At 90.0% G+C, this 290-nt stretch carries 1 protein-coding gene; it reads right to left on the bottom strand.

Annotation, left to right across the window (positions count from 1 at the left end; translation table 11 throughout):
• Positions 1 to 2: 2 nt before the first annotated feature.
• Positions 3 to 290: hypothetical protein (locus AAHZ94_RS36610; RefSeq protein ID WP_502964886.1), on the bottom strand; the 288-nt coding region annotated here is incomplete at its 5' end.

Genomic DNA, 290 nt, shown 5'->3' with positions numbered 1-290 from the left:
GGTTATTTGTGGGGGGGGGGTGGGGTTGGGGCGCTCCCGGGGGGGGGGCCCGCGGCGCCGGGGGGGGGGGGCCCCCCCCGGGCCCCGCCGCCGCCCCGGCGGGCGCGGGGCCGGCCGGGGCGGAGTGGGGCGATGCGGGTGGGGCAGGTGGCCGCGCGGGGCGGCCGGGCGTACGGACGGGCTTCGCCCCGCCGGTCCGTACCGGTGGTACGGGGGGGGGGGGGGGCCGGCCGGCCCGGCCCCCCCCCCCCCCCCGCCCGGGCGCGGGGGGCGGCGCGGGCGGCCCCCCC

This window comes from Streptomyces sp. HSW2009, from assembly GCF_040240285.1.
In the GTDB taxonomy this organism is placed as follows: domain Bacteria; phylum Actinomycetota; class Actinomycetes; order Streptomycetales; family Streptomycetaceae; genus Streptomyces.
This window is presented reverse-complemented; position numbering and strand designations above follow the sequence as displayed.